Genomic DNA, 12011 nt, shown 5'->3' on the forward strand with positions numbered 1-12011 from the left:
GGGGGGGGGGGGGGGGGCCCCCCCGCGTCCACCTCAGCGGACCATGCCTGCCTGGAGCCGTCCGCCCAGCGGCGCGAGCCGGTCGTCGGCGACGCGGACGAAGGCCGCGACGTCGGCGGCCACGAACGCGTCCGTCAGGGCGTCGGCGGCGCGGACGTCCCACGCCCGCAGGTGGCGCAGCAGCCACTTGCCGTGCCCGAGCCACCGGCCGTGGGCGAGCAGGAGCAGCTCGGCCAGCGCGGTGTAGGCGCCGGCGAGGAGCACCGCGCGCTCACCCGGGTCCGCGGCATCGGCCAGGTCGTCGAGCAGGCCGCTGACCCGGTACCGGCGCAGGTCGAGCGCGGCGGTCCCGACCACGGGTCCGGAGGCCAGCACGTCGCGGGCCCACTCCCGCAGCCCAGCCACGACTGGCCCGTCGCGCAGCACGACGCCCTCGGCGAGCATGGCCAGGACGACGGGCCGGTGCGCTGCGGCCTCCTGCTCGGCCCACACCCGGTAGGACTGTGGCGTGTAGGCGAACACCTCGACGAGCCGCCCGTGGTGCGCGTACGTCGCCGCCAGGCTCGTCCTCCCGTCGGCGAACGCCGAGGCCGGGAGCAGCAGCACGAGGTCCAGGTCGCTCGTCGGGGTGTCGGTCCCCGTGGCGCCGCTGCCCGCGAGCACCACGCCGACGGCGTCGGGGAAGTGGTCGGCCACGAACCCCTCGGCGAGGGTGCGTGCGTCGCCGGTCGGTGCCACGCACGCGACCCTAGGGCGTCGTCGGCCGCCCGACCAGCCTCCCGGCCAGCCCGTCGACCGGCTCGCCCGTGCCCGACGCTCAGGCCGTGAGCACCTGCTCGTAGTGCTCGACCACCGGGAACGGGTCGTAGAAGTGGTGCAGCAGGCCCCGCCACTCCTGGTAGCCGTCCGAGCCCCGGAACCCGACGGTGTGGTCCTCCAGCGACCGCCACGTCACGAGCAGCAGGTACGTGCCGGGGCGCTCGACGCACCGCGACAGCGTCAGCCCCTCGAAGCCGGGCATGCTCGCGATGACGGCCCGTGCACGCGAGAAGGCCTCCTCGAACTCCGTCTCACGACCGGGGACGACCGACAGCAGCGCGTGCTCGAGGACCATGCGGTGATGGTGGCAGACCGGAGGTCGCCGCTGCTGCGCCGCCCGCACGACGATCGATCGGTGTCAGCCGTCGAGGTGCGCGACGTCCCCGACGGTGACGACGCCCCGGTTGTGGAACCGGCCGTCCTCGCGCAGCGTCGTGATGCTCCCGGACGGCACGGGGAAGGCGACGTGCCCGGCCGCCTCGACCGGCATCCCGATCCACGCGGCCACCACGAGGCCTGCCGTGAAGCCGTGCGTCACGACGACCAGCTCGTCGACGTCCAGCGCGAGCAGCTCCGTCATCGCCGGGTAGACCCGCAGCGCCACGTCGAGCCGCGTCTCCGCGCCCGGCACGCCCGGGTGGTGGCGGAGCCGGTCACCGACGGCCGGCGGTGGGACGAACCGCGCGTCGAGCCAGGCCTGCGGGCGGCCGCCCGCCTCGCCGTAGGAGATCTCCCGCAGACGGGGGTCGAGCGCCGTACCGACGCCGAGAGCGGCACCGACGACCTCCGCCGTGCGAGCCGTGCGGCGCAGGTCGGACGCCACGACCGCGACCCTCGCCGACGGGTCGATCCGCTCACGCAGCGCTGCCGCGATCGCCACCGCCTGCCGCTCCCCGCGTGCGGTCAGCTCGGAGTCGAACTGCCCGCCGACCAGGCCGTCGACGTGGTGCGTGGCCTCGGGGTGCGTCACGACGCTGACCCGGCGCTCACGGGCGGGCACGACGCCGGGCACGGGCGGCGGGCTGGGCGCGGCTGCGGTGTCCACGACCCCAACCTGCCATGACGCGCGACGGTCCGGCGCTGGTCCTCAGACGACGGGACTGCCGTCGGCGTCCGTCCCCGCCGTCGCCGGGTCGAAGTAGTCGTCGTCGTCCGCGGGGTCGTGCCCGGGGGCGCGCCGGGGTGGCGGCGTCACGGCCTCGGCGACGTCGGGGGAGTCCGGGTCGTCGACGAGGACCACGAGTGTGACGTCGTCGCCCAGCTCGACCCCCTCGGCGCGGCGTGCGGCGACCTTGACGGGGACCATGAAGCCGCCGTCCCTGGGGAAGATCGACGTCCGGAACGTCGTCGCCCCCAGCGTCACGGTCGCGGGGATGCAGCCCCAGCCGTAGGTCACGCACGACGCGACGACGCGCAGCCGTGCGGCCTGCGGGTCCGGCAGCGCGACGAAGTGGTACGGCGACGGCCCACGCCACCACACCACCTCGCCACCGAACCGCAGCTCCACGTCTGGAGCATGGCCTGCATCCTTCGATGCAACCACCGGTGTTCCACCCTCCGCCCGGCGCGGCCGGGGGTGCCCGATTCCTAACGTCATGTCACGTCACCAACGACTTCGACGAGAGGCACTGCGATGAGCACCGTCACGGAACAGGTACCCGCATCACCCCGGCGCGGAGGGGTGCTGGACGTCGTCCGGCGCTTCCCGCTCCTGTCGTTCGTCGTGCTGGCCGTCGGCGCCAGCTGGCTCGTGTGGCTCCCGATGGTCCTCGGGCCCTACGGGCTCGGCATCTGGGACATCCAGGTGCCCGGCGGTGACGACGGGTGGGTCCTCTTCGGGATGCTGCCGGGCGCGTTCGTCGGCCCCATCGGTGCCGCGTTCTTCGTGACCGCCGTCACCGAGGGTCGTCCCGGTGTGCGCGCCTGGTTGAAGCGGCTCACCAAGTGGAAGGTCAACTGGCGCTGGTACGTCGGCATCCTCCTCGGCACCCCCGCCGCGCTGCTGCTGGCGTCGTTCGTCGCCGGGGGCGGCCAGGTCCAGGCCGTGCCGACGGAGCTGCTCCTCCAGTACCTGCCGTTCCTCGTCTTCCAGATCTTCACGACCGGCCTCGCCGAGGAGCCGGGCTGGCGCGACTTCGCGCTCCCCCGTGCGCAGCGCCGCTTCGGAGCGATCGCCGCGTCCGTCGGCATCGGCGTCGTGTGGGGCGTCTGGCACCTTCCGCTGTTCCTGACCGAGTGGGGCCAGGTCGAGAGCCTCCACGTGCTCCGGCCGGTGGCGTTCGTCGCCTTCTGCATCCTGTTCAACGTCGTCATGACCTGGGTGTTCAACCGGACGGGTCAGAGCCTGCCGATGGCGATGCTGCTGCACGTGAGCATCAACACCTACGCCAGCCTGATCATCTCGGACATGTTCCCGCTCATCGGGGACGACTACGACAACGTCCAGCGGGCGCTGCTGCTGGCTGCGGGCGTGGGTGCGGTCGTCACCCTGGTGGCCACCCGGGGGAAGCTGGGCTACGACCCGGCGGCCGACGAGCACTCCGCCCACCACGTGGAGAGCACCCGTCCGCTCGCGGCGGCACCTCTATCGTGACGACGATGACCGAGCTCTCCGCTCAGCAGCACCGCCGGCCGACGGACGTCGTGCCGGCGGTGTGCTGGGCGGTGTCGATCGCGCTGCTCGCGGGGTCGGTCGTCGTGAGCAGCGGTGACCCCGCGACGGCGGCCGGTGTGCCGGGGTTCGACGACCCGGCGTGGTGGTGGTCGGCCGGGGTGCTGGGGCTGCAGGCCCTCGCCCTGGCGCGCTGGGGCGGGCACCCGCGGGCGGCGCTGCTGGCCGTCGCCGCGGCCGTGCCGGCGCTCGTCACGCTCGGGGACGCGCTCGGTGTCGCGCTGGTCGCGGTGATGGTCGCGGTCTACCGGGTGGTGCTGGCGCGGCCCCCGCGGATGCTCGGGCCGACATTGCTGGGTGCCGGAGCGCTGGTCGTCATCGGTTTCGCCGGGGCGGGGCTGGTCAACGGCGGCAGCGGCTTGCGCGTCGTCGTCGGCGGCCTTCTGCAGGGTGCCGCGGCCGTGGGTCTGCCATTCGTCGCGGCCAGCGTCGTCGGGTCCCGGCGCGACGCGCTCGACGCGCTCGCCCGTACCGCCGCGGCCCAGGGCCGCGAGCGCGACGCCCTGGTGCAGGTGGCCGTCGAGCGGGAGCGCACCGCGATGGCCCGCGAGCTGCACGACATCGCGGCGCACCACCTGTCGGGGATCGCGGTGATGACCGGTGCCATCGGCCGGCAGATCGACGTCGACCCCGAGGGCGCCAAGGTCGCCGTCGCGCAGGTGCGCGAGCAGAGCACCGCGATGCTGCGGGACCTGCGCCACCTCGTCGTGCTGCTGCGCGACGTGGACGCTCCCGTGGAGCCCGGCGGTCCCGTGCGGATGGAGACCCTGGCGGGGATCGGCGACCTCGTCGCCGGGGCGCAGGCGGCGGGGCTGCCGGTCACGCTCACGACGACCGGTCCCGTGGGCGGGCTCGCGGCGACCGGTGCGGTCGGCCCGCTGGCCCAGCTCGCGGCGTACCGCGTCGTGCAGGAGGCGCTCGCGAACGCCGCGCGCCACGCGCCCGGTGCCCCGTGCGAGGTCCGGCTCGACGCGGGGGACGAGGGGCGCGTCGAGGTGGTCGTCCGCAACGGTCCGCGCCGCGAGGGGCAGGGGCCCGCGCGCCACGACCCCGGCTACGGTCTGGTCGGGATGCAGGAGCGTGCCGAGCTGACCGGTGCGACCCTGCGGTTCGGCCCGACGCTCGAGGGCGGGTGGCAGGTGCGGCTGACGGTGCCGACGGCGGTCGACCCGGGACCGGGCGACGTGACGACGGGCGACGTGACGACGAGCGAAGGGCAGGACCGATGAGCGAGACCGCCACCGTCCGCGTGATCGTCGCGGACGACCAGCCGCTCGTCCGCATGGGCCTGGCCACGATGCTCGCGACCGAGCCGGGCATCGAGGTCGTCGGTCAGGCCGCGGACGGCGGCGCCGCCGTGGAGCTGGCGCGCGAGCTGCGCCCGGACGTCGTGTGCATGGACATCCGCATGCCCGGCACCGACGGCATCACCGCCACGCGGCTGCTGTGCGGCCCGGACGTCGAGGACCCGATCCCGGTGCTCGTGCTGACGACGTTCGACGTGGACGAGTACCTGTTCGGCGCGCTCGAGGCGGGCGCGTCGGGCTTCCTGCTCAAGGACGCCGAGCCGGAGACCCTCGTCGAGGCGGTCCGCTCGGTGGCCGCCGGGCACGGCATGCTCGCCAACGCGCTGACCCGGCGCGTCCTGCGCGAGGTCGTGACGCGCCGCCGGACGCAGCCCGTGACGGCCGCGCGCGCGAGCGAGCTGCTCACCCCGCGCGAGCTCGACATCCTGCTGCTGCTGGCGCAGGGCATGTCGAACGAGGACATCGCGCGCGAGCTGTTCCTCGAGGTCTCGACGGTCAAGTCGCACCTGGCGCGCGTGATGCCGAAGCTGGGCGTGAAGTCGCGCCTGCAGGCGGTGGTGTGGGCGTACCAGAACGGCATCGTCGACACGGTCCGCTGAGGGGACGGCCGGGATGACCCGGGGCGTCCCTGCGGTTGACCCGGGAACGACCCGCACCGCGTGAGGAGCCGTCATGAGCGCCGACCCGACCCTGACCCCCGAGGACGTCGAGCTCCTGCGGCGTCCGCTGCACGGCTTCCTCAGCGTCGCCGCCGGGCCCGTCCCGGCCCAGCCCCGTCCCGTGTGGTTCGAGCTGACGGACGACGGCACCGTCCAGCTCTTCACGGGCCCCGACACCCTCAAGGTGCGCCGCCTGCGCCAGGACCCGCGGGCGTCGCTCGTCGTCGCGGCGCCCGTGGGCGAGCGTGAGCACTGGGTGTCGGTGGCCGGGCACGTGACGATCGAGACCGACGGCGCGCACGACCTGGCGTCGCGCCTCGCCGCGCGCTACTGGGACCTGGCCGACCCGACCCGCGCGCGCGACCTCGAGGGCATCCTCGCCGAGGACCAGGTGCGGCTCGTGCTCCACCCGGAGGCGGTCAGCCGGTACGCGTACTGACGCGTCCTGAGGTCACATCCCGTCCAGGACGTCCGCCGCGAGCGCCTCGAGGTAGTCCACGGGCGGTCGGTCCACCGGGTACGTCGTGCCGAACACCTCCTCGGTCATCGTGACCGCCTGCGCCGGGGACGTGATCCCGAGGCGGGCGAACAGCAGCCGCAGGTCCGGGACGTCGCGGTCGCGGCCGGCGAGCATCTTCATCGCAAGGAGGTGGCGCTCGGAGGAGACCAGGACGTGCAGGCCCGGCAGGACGATCTCGGTCGCGCGGGTGTCGGGGGCTGACGGGACGAGCGGGGCCACGCGGTCGTTCAGCCACTCGAAGGGCAGGTCGTGCCGCGTGGCGACCTCACGGACGGCAGCGGTCAGCTGCCCGCGGTCCGAGCGGAACACGGCGTCGATGTCGCGGGTGCTCGCGCGGCCGTCGAAGAGCAGGGTCATCGCGGCGCCGCCCGCGACGTAGACGGTCGCCGTCCAGCCGCGGACCTGGAGGAAGGCGCCGACCTCGGTCAGCAGCCGGTGGACGTCCTCGCGCGAGAGCGCCGGGTCGGGGCTCATGCGGTGGTGAAGTTGCGGGCGTCGAACCAGATGCCCAGGCGGGAGAGCTCCGGCGGCGTGCTCTGCATCGCCATGACGGCACGCGCGCCACGGCCGCTGGGCCACCACCAGGCGGGCAGCGGGTCGCGCTGCGTCCACGTCGGTGCGGGGTGGTCGAGCAGCCGCAGCCGGTACCGCACGGCCCCGGCGAGCAGGGCGTCCCAGCGGGCGTCGCCCGTGGAGGCCGGCGGGGCGAGCATCTCGTCGAGGCGACCGAGCGCGCCGACCAGCGGGATCTGGTTGACGGCGTCGCACAGGACCCTGCCGGCCCAGGCCTCGTCCTCGGCTGCCAGCGCGTCGCGGACCTGTGCGGCCGCCTCCGGGATGGTCAGCCACCAACGGACGTCGCGCTCCGCCTCGGCCGCCACCGTCGACGCCGCCGTGAAGGCGTCGCGCACAGCGGCCATGAACGGGTCGGTGTAGTCGACGCTCAGGATGCGGCGCCGGCCTCGCGGCGTCGTGCGCACGACGCCGGCGTCCACGAGCCGGGCGACCTCACGCGCGACCGACGAGGCCGGGTGGCCGCTGCTCCGCGCGAGGTCGGCGGCGGTGCGGGTGCCGTTCGCGGACAGCACCAGGTCCCGCAGGACGTCGCGCTGCACGTCCGTGCGGAACAGGGCCGCCGCGGCGTTCATGCGCTGATCGTATCTCCCGGATTCTGGGAGATACGACCCCGCGCGACCCCTCAGGTCCGGACGGTCAGCCCCTGGAGTCGGTCCCGCCACGCGGGCTCCTGCTGCTGCACGTACGCCGCCGCGTCGGGCGAGAAGAGGTGCCCGTGGACGCTCGCGCTCGCGGTGCCCTCGCCGTCGCCGTACGCGGACAGCATGAGCAGTCCCGGCACGGGCGCCGTCAGCCGGACGACCGCACGGCGCTCGCCGACGCGCTCGACCGTGCCGGTCGCGCCGAGCAGGTCGACCGACGTGCCCTCGTCGCCGACCCCGAGCGCGTCGCGCAGCGTCGCCCAGATGGCAGCGGCGTCACCCGGGTGCGACGCGCTGACCTCGAGCTGCGTGGCCTGCTGACCGGGGAAGTGCGCGAGGTACAGGCGCAGGACGTCGAACGACGGCTTCCAGGCGGTGCCCATGTCCTGCCACCACTCCTGCTCCCAGTCGGCGCCGGTGCCGAACCCGCTGGTGGTGACGTGGACGACGCACGTGCCGCCGGAGCGTGCCTCGACGACGAACTCCGAGGTCATCGGGCTCAGCTCGTCGGGCTCCTTGCCCATGAGGGCGGCCCAGTCCTCCTCGTACACGAGGCGGCGCGGCGGCTCCCAGTCGGTGACGTGGCCGTCGGAGCCCATGTCCTCGCCCATGGCGAAGTGCAGGCGGCCGCCCTCGCGCTCCTCGATCTCGGTGGGCAGGAACCACGCGCTCATGCCCTGCGCGGTGGCCACGGCGTGCCACACCTGCTCGGGCGTGCCGGGCACCTCGACGCTGAACTGCAGGCGGTACGGGACGTGCGGTGCGGTGCTCATCGGCTCTCCTCGGGTACGGGGTGGGCGGCGACGACGAGCCGGTGCGGACGCCCGTCGTCGTGGTGGTAGCGCGCGGCCAGGTCGAGCACCGCCGCGGTGAGGTCGTCGGCGAAGGCCGCGCGGTCCGCGGCCGACCGGAACCCGATCTGCGTGTCGATGGTCAGGGTCGACAGGCGCCGCCCCGACGTCCCGGCACGCCGCGCGAGCGCGCCGACCTCGCGGACCAGCCGTCCGGCCAGCGCGACGAGGTAGCGGGCGGACTCCCGGTCGGCCTCGGCGTCGGGCTCGGCCGCGGACGCGCTGACGGCCGCGGGCGACACGACGTAGGAGGCGGCGGACGCGCGCAGGACGCGCTCGGTGAGGCCGCCGTGCCGGCGCTCCTCGGCGAGCTCGACGAGGCCGTGCGACTCGAGCGCCCGCAGGTGGTAGTTGACCTTCTGGCGCGTGATGCCGACGCGGGCGGCGAGGCCCGCGGCGGACGCCGGGACCGCGAGCTCGCCCAGCAGCCGCGACCGCACGGGGTCCAGCGCTGTGGCGGCGGCGTGCGGGTCCTCGATGACCTCGATGTCCCTCATGGGTCCACGGTGCTCCTTGACAACAATAACTGTCAAGGGTTGTCGGGGGGCTCCCGACCGGTGGCCGTCCCCTCCCCGCGACGGAGCGCGCGTTCTCCGGTAGGACGGGGACATGCCCGAGGTGACGTTCTCCGCAGACGACGGCGACGAGCTGCCGAGCCCGGCCACGCTCGCAGGATCGCCGGACGACCCCGTGCCGTTGCTCGGCGGCGAGCCGCAGCGCCAGGTGCTGCGCACCACGTACGTCGACACGGCGGACCTGGACCTCGCGCGGCACGGGATCACCCTGCGCCGGCGCGTCGGGGGCGGGGGCGGCGGCTGGTTCCTGACCGTCCCGGGCGGCGCCCCCGGCGGCGCGCAGGTCCGTCGGCCGCCGGGGCGTGCCGGCAGCGCCGTGCCCGACGAGCTGCAGCGGCTCGTACGGGCACGTACGGGTGGCCGCCCGCTGGTCCCGGTCGCCCGGGTCACGACCGGTCGCACCGTGCACCGGGTGTTCGACGCGACGGACCGTGCGGTCCTCGAGCTGGCGGACGACCGCGTGAGCGCACGCCCGATCCTGCCGGTCGAGGGGTCCGGCGAGGCGGCGGGCGCGCAGGTCACGTGGCGCGAGGTCGCGGTCGTCGCGCCGGACGGGGACGACCAGCGGCTGGCGGCGGTCGCCGGGGCGCTGCGCGAGCGCGGTCTGGCCGAGGCGCCGGACACCTCCGAGCTCGCCCGTGTCCTGGACGTCGACACGCCCCCGCACGACGGGCGCGCGTCGCGCCGGCGTCCGACCGCCAGGAGGGCCTCGACCAGCAGCGTGGTCGTCGCGTACCTGGCCGACCAGCTCGAGCAGATCCGGGCCCAGGACCTCCTGGTCCGGCTGGGGGCGCCCGGCAGCGTGCACAAGATGCGCGTGGCGACCCGGAGGTCGCGCAGCGCGCTGGCGACCTTCCGTGCGGCGTTCGACCCGGACGTCGTCACGCCGCTGCGGGCCGAGCTCAGGTGGCTCGCGGGGGTCCTGGGCGAGGTCCGCGACGCCGACGTCCTGCGTGCGCGGGTCAGCGAGGTCCTCGCGGCGGAAGCGGCGGACGCCGCGGGCGCGACCGCGTCGACCGACGCGGACCTGCGCGCCGCGCACGCCGCGGCCCGGACGGCGCTGCTCACCGCCCTCGACGGCGCGCGGTACGACCGCCTGCTCGACGCCCTCGAGCAGCTCGTGGCCGCCCCACCCACGACGGAGCGCGGTGATCGGCGCGCGGGCAAGCGGCTGCGCCGCGGGATCGCGCGCGAGTACGCCGACCTGCGTCGGCTCATGAAGCGGGCGAGGGCCGCCGGCGAGCCGCAGCGGCGCGCGCGGCTGCTGCACGATGCACGCAAGGCCGCCAAGCGCACGCGGTACGCGGCCGAGCTCGCCGGTGACGTGCTCGGCGCCGACGCCCGCGCCTTCGCCGCGGCGATGGAGAGACTGCAGGAGGCCCTCGGGGAGTACCAGGACACGGTCGTCCTGCGGGCCCACCTGCGCGAGCTGGCCCAGGCAACGACCGACCCGGCCGCCGCCTTCGCCTACGGTCGTCTGCACGCCCTGGAGGAGGTGCGCGCCCGGGAGGCCGAGGGCCGGGTGCCGACCGTCTGGGCCGAGGCGCGCAGCAAGCGCCTGCGCCGCCGGCTGCGCTGAGGACCCGACGGTCAGGGGGACGCGACCCGGAACACCGGCCACCCGATCTCCGTGCGCCAGGCGGACGGTTCGGGGGTGTCACGCGGTCCGACGAGGTACACCTCGCGCACGGGTCCGGCCACCGCCAGCGTGTTCGCCACCACCCACGCGCCGAGCCGGCCGTAGGTGACGTCGATGTCGTCGTGCGCGCCGACGTGTGTGGTCACGGCGAGCTCGACGGCGGGCAGCGTCACCGGGTGCACGCGACCGACGGTCGTCGGCCGGTCCGTGGGCCGGTACACCAGGGCGTGCCCGCTCGCGTCCTCGAACAGCCCGTCGTCGAACAGCCCGCCCGGGGCGCCGGTCGGCGCGGTGACGACGGTGTCGAGCTCGGCCATCGCCCCGGCGTACCACCCCAGCACGTCGACGGACGTCACCTCGTCCTCGACGGCGGCGACCGTGGTCGCCGGGACGGCGCGCAGCTCGACGTCCACCGGTGCGGGCTCCGGCTCCAGCAGGCGGCGCAGGGACGCGACGGCGGCGCGCGTGCGGTCGAGCTCCGACTCGAGGCGCCGCAGGTGGTCGGTGACGAGCCCCGCGCGCAGGGCCGGGTCGTCCGAGAGCAGGATGCGCCGCACGTCGGGCAGCGGGACGTCGAGCTCGCGCAGGCGGTGCACGACCTGCGCGACCGGGATCTGGTCGGGGCTGTAGGACCGGTAGCCCGTCGCGTCGTCCACGGCTGCCGGCTCCAGCAGGCCCGCCTCGTGGTAGCGGCGCAGCGTGCGCACGCTCAGGTGGGTCAGACGCGAGAACTCCCCGATGGCCAGCACGAGGCCATCGTGGACCCTCCCCCGGGGGGAGGGTCCAGCGCTTGACCCTCCCGGGGCGGGACGCCGCAGGCTCGGGGCATGAGCACACCCGTCGACATCACCGACCTGCCCGCCCCGATCCGCGCCTACCTCACCGCGCACGGCGCTCGCGACACCGGCACGGCCCTGCGCCACTTCACCGCGACCCCGGTCGTCGTCGACGACGGCGTCACCTACCGCGGGACCGACGAGGTCCGGGACTTCCTCGCGAACGCCGGGAGCGAGTTCACCTACACCACCGAGCTCCGCGGCGCCGAGCGCGTCGACGACGCCCGCTGGGTCGCGCAGCAACGGCTCGAGGGGGACTTCCCGGGGGGTGTCGCCGACCTGGACCACCGCTTCACGCTCGACGGCGACCTGATCGCCGAGCTCGTCATCGCACCCGTGGCCTGATCCCGTCGCGCACGAGGTCGTCGGGGCGCCGCCCGCCCGGCCCGGGCGGCTACCGTGCGCACATGAGCAATCTCGACGACGTCGGTGAGCGGGACGGCTGGCGCTGCTGGCTGTGCGACGAGCCGGTCGACCCGGACGCGTCGGTGAACTCCGACCTCGGCCCCAGCGTCGACGCGGGTGTCGTCGCCAAGGGCAAGAAGGGCGGCGGCGGCACCGAGCGGCTCGCGCACCGGGCCTGCAACACCCGCAAGGGCGCCGTGAAGCCGGTCGTGGCGTGGTCGCCGGACCTCTTCGTGGTCGACCCCGCACCCATCGCGGAGACGGTCGAGCGTCTGCGCCGCAAGGGCGGCCGCGAGGTCGTGGCGCGCTGCCCGAGCCGTGCGGACGCCGACCAGGCCGCCGACTGGCTGGTCGACCGGCTCTCGCGCTTCGCCCCCGACCTGAGCGTGACGACCCAGGTCGAGCCGGGCGGCGGCCAGTTCCTCCTGGCCCTGCGCACAGCCTGACCCCCACCCCTCCGGGGGGGGGGGGGGGGGGGGGGGGGGGGGGGGGGGGGGGGGGGGGGGGGGGGG

At 75.2% G+C, this 12011-nt stretch carries 16 protein-coding genes; 7 read left to right on the forward strand and 9 right to left on the reverse strand.

Going from position 1 to position 12011, the window contains the following annotated elements; genetic code table 11:
• Window positions 1–33: 33 nt before the first annotated feature.
• The 4 genes from H9657_RS13565 to H9657_RS13580 all read right to left on the reverse strand — a co-directional run bounded on the left by H9657_RS13565 (window position 34) and on the right by H9657_RS13580 (window position 2326).
• Window positions 34–738, reverse strand: coding sequence for a nucleotidyltransferase domain-containing protein (locus H9657_RS13565; protein ID WP_191783957.1), 705 nt, complete (start codon window positions 736–738; stop codon window positions 34–36).
• A 79-nt stretch (window positions 739–817) separates the two neighbouring features.
• Window positions 818–1114 carry an antibiotic biosynthesis monooxygenase family protein gene (locus H9657_RS13570; protein WP_191783958.1) on the reverse strand — a complete coding sequence of 99 codons (297 nt, stop codon included), beginning with the start codon at window positions 1112–1114 and terminating at the stop codon, window positions 818–820.
• Window positions 1115–1177: 63 nt separating this feature from the next.
• Complete coding sequence (locus tag H9657_RS13575; protein WP_318241495.1) at window positions 1178–1864, reverse strand: histidine phosphatase family protein; 687 nt, start codon at window positions 1862–1864, stop codon at window positions 1178–1180.
• A gap of 42 nt (window positions 1865–1906) precedes the next feature.
• The gene (locus H9657_RS13580; RefSeq protein WP_191783959.1) at window positions 1907–2326 is read right to left on the reverse strand and encodes a DUF1905 domain-containing protein; all 420 of its coding nucleotides are present in this window, start codon (window positions 2324–2326) and stop codon (window positions 1907–1909) included.
• Window positions 2327–2500: 174 nt separating this feature from the next.
• On the opposite strand from H9657_RS13580, the gene H9657_RS13585 reads away from it, so the two are divergent.
• The 4 genes from H9657_RS13585 (at window position 2501) to H9657_RS13600 (ending at window position 5895) form a co-directional block, all read left to right on the forward strand.
• Entirely contained in the window at window positions 2501–3412 is a 912-nt protein-coding gene (locus tag H9657_RS13585; RefSeq protein WP_318241496.1) for a CPBP family intramembrane glutamic endopeptidase, read from the forward strand.
• A gap of 5 nt (window positions 3413–3417) precedes the next feature.
• Window positions 3418–4719, forward strand: a complete 1302-nt coding sequence (locus tag H9657_RS13590; protein ID WP_191783961.1) for a sensor histidine kinase — start codon at window positions 3418–3420, stop codon at window positions 4717–4719.
• Entirely contained in the window at window positions 4716–5396 is a 681-nt protein-coding gene (locus H9657_RS13595) for a response regulator (RefSeq protein ID WP_191783962.1), read from the forward strand. The genes H9657_RS13590 and H9657_RS13595 overlap by 4 nt, the downstream gene beginning before the upstream one ends.
• 73 nt (window positions 5397–5469) lie before the next feature.
• Complete coding sequence (locus tag H9657_RS13600) at window positions 5470–5895, forward strand: pyridoxamine 5'-phosphate oxidase family protein (protein WP_191783963.1); 426 nt, start codon at window positions 5470–5472, stop codon at window positions 5893–5895.
• Window positions 5896–5907: 12 nt separating this feature from the next.
• Here H9657_RS13600 and H9657_RS13605 read toward each other — a convergent pair whose 3' ends face one another.
• Genes H9657_RS13605 through H9657_RS13620 form a run of 4 tightly spaced genes read right to left on the reverse strand, consistent with a single transcriptional unit; the run spans window position 5908 to window position 8541 of the window.
• Window positions 5908–6450, reverse strand: a complete 543-nt coding sequence (locus H9657_RS13605; protein WP_191783964.1) for a DUF6036 family nucleotidyltransferase — start codon at window positions 6448–6450, stop codon at window positions 5908–5910.
• Window positions 6447–7124, reverse strand: coding sequence for a MarR family transcriptional regulator (locus H9657_RS13610; protein ID WP_191783965.1), 678 nt, complete (start codon window positions 7122–7124; stop codon window positions 6447–6449). The genes H9657_RS13605 and H9657_RS13610 overlap by 4 nt, the downstream gene beginning before the upstream one ends.
• 50 nt (window positions 7125–7174) lie before the next feature.
• The gene (locus H9657_RS13615; protein WP_191783966.1) at window positions 7175–7966 is read right to left on the reverse strand and encodes an SRPBCC family protein; all 792 of its coding nucleotides are present in this window, start codon (window positions 7964–7966) and stop codon (window positions 7175–7177) included.
• The gene (locus H9657_RS13620; RefSeq protein ID WP_191783967.1) at window positions 7963–8541 is read right to left on the reverse strand and encodes a winged helix-turn-helix domain-containing protein; all 579 of its coding nucleotides are present in this window, start codon (window positions 8539–8541) and stop codon (window positions 7963–7965) included. The genes H9657_RS13615 and H9657_RS13620 overlap by 4 nt, the downstream gene beginning before the upstream one ends.
• Window positions 8542–8653: 112 nt before the next feature.
• On the opposite strand from H9657_RS13620, the gene H9657_RS13625 reads away from it, so the two are divergent.
• Window positions 8654–10198: a CYTH and CHAD domain-containing protein gene (locus H9657_RS13625; RefSeq protein ID WP_191783968.1), complete on the forward strand. Its 1545-nt coding sequence runs from the start codon at window positions 8654–8656 to the stop codon at window positions 10196–10198.
• An 11-nt stretch (window positions 10199–10209) separates the two neighbouring features.
• Here H9657_RS13625 and H9657_RS13630 read toward each other — a convergent pair whose 3' ends face one another.
• Window positions 10210–11007 carry a MerR family transcriptional regulator gene (locus H9657_RS13630; RefSeq protein WP_191783969.1) on the reverse strand — a complete coding sequence of 266 codons (798 nt, stop codon included), beginning with the start codon at window positions 11005–11007 and terminating at the stop codon, window positions 10210–10212.
• Between the two features lie 78 nt (window positions 11008–11085).
• Here H9657_RS13630 and H9657_RS13635 point away from each other — a divergent pair, with 78 nt between their 5' ends.
• Complete coding sequence (locus H9657_RS13635) at window positions 11086–11439, forward strand: nuclear transport factor 2 family protein (RefSeq protein WP_191783970.1); 354 nt, start codon at window positions 11086–11088, stop codon at window positions 11437–11439.
• Between the two features lie 62 nt (window positions 11440–11501).
• Window positions 11502–11945, forward strand: a complete 444-nt coding sequence (locus H9657_RS13640; protein WP_191783971.1) for a hypothetical protein — start codon at window positions 11502–11504, stop codon at window positions 11943–11945.
• Window positions 11946–12011 lie beyond the last annotated feature (66 nt).

It is taken from the genome of Cellulomonas avistercoris, from assembly GCF_014836445.1.
Classification (GTDB): domain Bacteria; phylum Actinomycetota; class Actinomycetes; order Actinomycetales; family Cellulomonadaceae; genus Cellulomonas; species Cellulomonas avistercoris.

Coding starts and splice junctions, on each gene's coding strand:
- H9657_RS13595 (WP_191783962.1), top strand. CDS start 4,716: ATGAGCGAGACCGCCACCGTCCGCGTGATCGTCGCGGACGACCAGCCG.
- H9657_RS13625 (WP_191783968.1), top strand. CDS start 8,654: ATGCCCGAGGTGACGTTCTCCGCAGACGACGGCGACGAGCTGCCGAGC.
- H9657_RS13600 (WP_191783963.1), top strand. CDS start 5,470: ATGAGCGCCGACCCGACCCTGACCCCCGAGGACGTCGAGCTCCTGCGG.
- H9657_RS13615 (WP_191783966.1), bottom strand. CDS start 7,966: ATGAGCACCGCACCGCACGTCCCGTACCGCCTGCAGTTCAGCGTCGAG.
- H9657_RS13605 (WP_191783964.1), bottom strand. CDS start 6,450: ATGAGCCCCGACCCGGCGCTCTCGCGCGAGGACGTCCACCGGCTGCTG.
- H9657_RS13635 (WP_191783970.1), top strand. CDS start 11,086: ATGAGCACACCCGTCGACATCACCGACCTGCCCGCCCCGATCCGCGCC.
- H9657_RS13570 (WP_191783958.1), bottom strand. CDS start 1,114: ATGGTCCTCGAGCACGCGCTGCTGTCGGTCGTCCCCGGTCGTGAGACG.
- H9657_RS13610 (WP_191783965.1), bottom strand. CDS start 7,124: ATGAACGCCGCGGCGGCCCTGTTCCGCACGGACGTGCAGCGCGACGTC.
- H9657_RS13640 (WP_191783971.1), top strand. CDS start 11,502: ATGAGCAATCTCGACGACGTCGGTGAGCGGGACGGCTGGCGCTGCTGG.
- H9657_RS13590 (WP_191783961.1), top strand. CDS start 3,418: ATGACCGAGCTCTCCGCTCAGCAGCACCGCCGGCCGACGGACGTCGTG.
- H9657_RS13620 (WP_191783967.1), bottom strand. CDS start 8,541: ATGAGGGACATCGAGGTCATCGAGGACCCGCACGCCGCCGCCACAGCG.